Genomic DNA, 2,454 nt, shown 5'->3' with positions numbered 1-2,454 from the left:
AAGGATACACCCGTTCCCATGCCGAACACGGAAGTTAAGCTTCGTCGCGCCAAGAGTAGTTGGGGGATCGCTCCCTGCGAGGGTAGGTCGTCGCCATGCATATTATTCCGGCATAGCTCAGTTGGTAGAGCACCTGACTGTTAATCAGGTTGTCGACGGTTCGAGCCCGCCTGCCGGAGTTTAAAATTAAAAATGGAGAGTTGTCCGAGTTGGCCGAAGGAGCATCACTGGAAATGATGTAAGCGGGTAACAACCTGCTTCAAGGGTTCGAATCCCTTACTCTCCGTTTTATATGACCCCTTGGTCAAGTGGTTTAAGACACCGCCCTTTCACGGCGGTAACATGGGTTCGAATCCCGTAGGGGTCAATTTTTAATATTTTGGAAGATTAGCTCAGTTGGGAGAGCGTCTGCCTTACAAGCAGAGGGTCACAGGTTCGAGCCCTGTATCTTCCATTTAATGATGGTCCCATGGTCCAGTTGGTTAGGACGCCTGCCTGTCACGCAGGAGATCACGAGTTCGAGTCTCGTTGGGACCGTTGTTTATTGTAAATTTTTAAATACCAAACTTGGTATGGCTCGGTAGCTCAGTCGGTAGAGCAATGGATTGAAGCTCCATGTGTCGGCGGTTCGATTCCGTCCCGCGCCATTTCAGAGTATGGCGGAATAGCGAAGTGGCTAAACGCAGCGGTCTGTAAAACCGCCCCGAAAGGTTCGTTGGTTCGAATCCAACTTCCGCCATTATAGGGATATAGTTTAACGGTAGAACGTCGGTCTCCAAAACCGCCGGTGCGGGTTCGATTCCTGCTATCCCTGCTTATTTAAATATTATGGCGGTATTGGTGAAGTGGTTAACACACTGGTTTGTGGATCCAGCACGCGTGAGTTCGATTCTCACATACCGCCCTTTTTATTGGGATATAGCCAAGTGGTAAGGCAACGGACTTTGACTCCGTCATGCGCTGGTTCGAATCCAGCTATCCCAACTTTGGATTTGCTCCATTATGGTGGTATAGCCAAGTGGTAAGGCAGAGGTCTGCAAAACCTTCATCACCGGTTCAAATCCGGTTACCACCTTTCACGTCGAAGGGCGTGTAACAGAATTTCATAGCTTGCCGCTGTGGCGGAATTGGCAGACGCGCTGGACTCAAAATCCAGTTCCCTTTACCGGGAGTGTGGGTTCGACCCCCACCGGCGGCATATATGGACTCCCTTAAGGGAGTTTTTTTCTACCCTTAGTCAAGTATTTATGTTGCTCTATCGGTATTTACGTCTTTGAATTGGTTTGAACTTAGAGGCACGAAACGGTCACTTCGGGATTAGAACAGTTTGAAATGTAATTTTCGAGTACACTAAATAGACCTTAGTCATTTATTTTTTTGAATAAGGCTAGTACACTATAAACGTAATCAGAATGGTTGGCGCTTGACGCCGTATATATACATCTGATTCGTAATCACGAGATGGTAAATCGTTCGTAATAGGCGACCCATCGCAGCGATGGCAATCTTCTTAGTCCCTGACTGAGGAGATTGTTTTTTTCTGCGCTGATAAAAGTCATTGATGTGATTCGGATGGTAGTGAGCGACTGTAGCGATATTACTAATGGCCCGAAATAATAGTTTTCTGGCAAACTTGTTGTGCCATCTTTCTGAAGTTGTTTCATGTTAATATGATCAATTTAATTTTCAAAACACGGCCTAAAGGTCAACAGACTAAGATCAAACTTGAATTATACCGGTGAAGTTGCCATTTTTGTGTACGACGTCAAAGCGCCAAAAAACCGCACGACTTGTCAACTTCATCACCACTTTAACAGAAACTAAAAGTGGCGAGAAATGATTCCGTCGAATCACTTCTCGCCACTAAGGTTAGTCTGTTTTGTGGTTCATCAAACTTGTGTTTTAGGCTCATCGTTAAGTGAAGTGTTAAGCACCTAATAAGTATTGCTCATGCAGGGTGCAGATTCTCATCAGTAACGTAAATTTTCCAAAAATGCGGTATAGTATGTGTATAAAAAGGAGGAATAATAATGATTTATGATTTTAACTTAAAAAGTGGTGAATCGTTGGTATACAAAACACCGAATGATTTCGATGAAAAGCTGAGCGCAAGTCTTTTGTGGGCACAAATGAAGCAGGACGGTGGATTTGGTAATATTCCGAATCAAAATAATTTCAAAGGTTCAACATTTATTCCAATAAGCTCAGTTTTGTATGTTCGAGTATTTGATAATAATAAGACATACAATAAGTTTATCAAGCCAGGAGAATGGACTTGGTTTGATAAAAATTAACATTTTTATATGTGCCATTATTCTCAATTGGTTAATCATTATGACTAGCTCTTTTTTATGGTTGGCAAATTACAAGTTTAATCCGAACAAGCCCGGAATCTTTCAATGGCAGTCTGTTGATGATGTATTTTTAATGGTCGTTGATTAATTAGTTCAAGTG

Annotated in this window: 1 protein-coding gene, 12 tRNA genes and 1 rRNA gene; all 14 read left to right on the top strand. The window is 43.2% G+C overall.

Annotation, left to right across the window (positions count from 1 at the left end; translation table 11 throughout):
* Nucleotides 1-99 (top strand): 5S ribosomal RNA (gene rrf, locus GB992_RS05365); the annotation flags it as partial.
* 7 nt (nucleotides 100-106) lie between these two features.
* Nucleotides 107-179: transfer RNA gene (locus GB992_RS05360), tRNA-Asn, on the top strand.
* A 15-nt stretch (nucleotides 180-194) separates the two neighbouring features.
* Nucleotides 195-286 (top strand) — tRNA-Ser (locus tag GB992_RS05355).
* An 8-nt stretch (nucleotides 287-294) separates the two neighbouring features.
* Nucleotides 295-367 (top strand) — tRNA-Glu (locus tag GB992_RS05350).
* Nucleotides 368-381: 14 nt separating this feature from the next.
* A tRNA-Val gene (locus tag GB992_RS05345) sits at nucleotides 382-454 on the top strand.
* Between the two features lie 9 nt (nucleotides 455-463).
* Nucleotides 464-537 (top strand) — tRNA-Asp (locus tag GB992_RS05340).
* A 37-nt stretch (nucleotides 538-574) separates the two neighbouring features.
* Nucleotides 575-647, top strand: a tRNA-Phe gene (locus tag GB992_RS05335).
* Between the two features lie 11 nt (nucleotides 648-658).
* Nucleotides 659-739, top strand: a tRNA-Tyr gene (locus GB992_RS05330).
* A gap of 4 nt (nucleotides 740-743) precedes the next feature.
* Nucleotides 744-814 (top strand) — tRNA-Trp (locus GB992_RS05325).
* 17 nt (nucleotides 815-831) lie between these two features.
* A tRNA-His gene (locus tag GB992_RS05320) sits at nucleotides 832-904 on the top strand.
* A gap of 8 nt (nucleotides 905-912) precedes the next feature.
* Nucleotides 913-984: transfer RNA gene (locus GB992_RS05315), tRNA-Gln, on the top strand.
* A gap of 20 nt (nucleotides 985-1,004) precedes the next feature.
* Nucleotides 1,005-1,075: transfer RNA gene (locus GB992_RS05310), tRNA-Cys, on the top strand.
* A 37-nt stretch (nucleotides 1,076-1,112) separates the two neighbouring features.
* A tRNA-Leu gene (locus GB992_RS05305) sits at nucleotides 1,113-1,198 on the top strand.
* A gap of 832 nt (nucleotides 1,199-2,030) precedes the next feature.
* Nucleotides 2,031-2,294 (top strand): hypothetical protein, encoded by a 264-nt coding sequence (locus GB992_RS05300; RefSeq protein ID WP_161001516.1) that lies wholly within the window; start codon nucleotides 2,031-2,033, stop codon nucleotides 2,292-2,294.
* Nucleotides 2,295-2,454 lie beyond the last annotated feature (160 nt).

Origin of the sequence: Furfurilactobacillus milii (assembly GCF_009863985.1) — a bacterium.
Lineage (GTDB): Bacteria > Bacillota > Bacilli > Lactobacillales > Lactobacillaceae > Furfurilactobacillus > Furfurilactobacillus milii_A.
Note: the sequence above shows the minus strand (reverse complement) of the source record. Positions and strands in the feature narration are given on the sequence as shown.

Excerpts from the sequence above, each read along its gene's own strand:
- GB992_RS05300 (WP_161001516.1), top strand. The coding sequence starts at position 2,031 with ATGATTTATGATTTTAACTTAAAAAGTGGTGAATCGTTGGTATACAAA.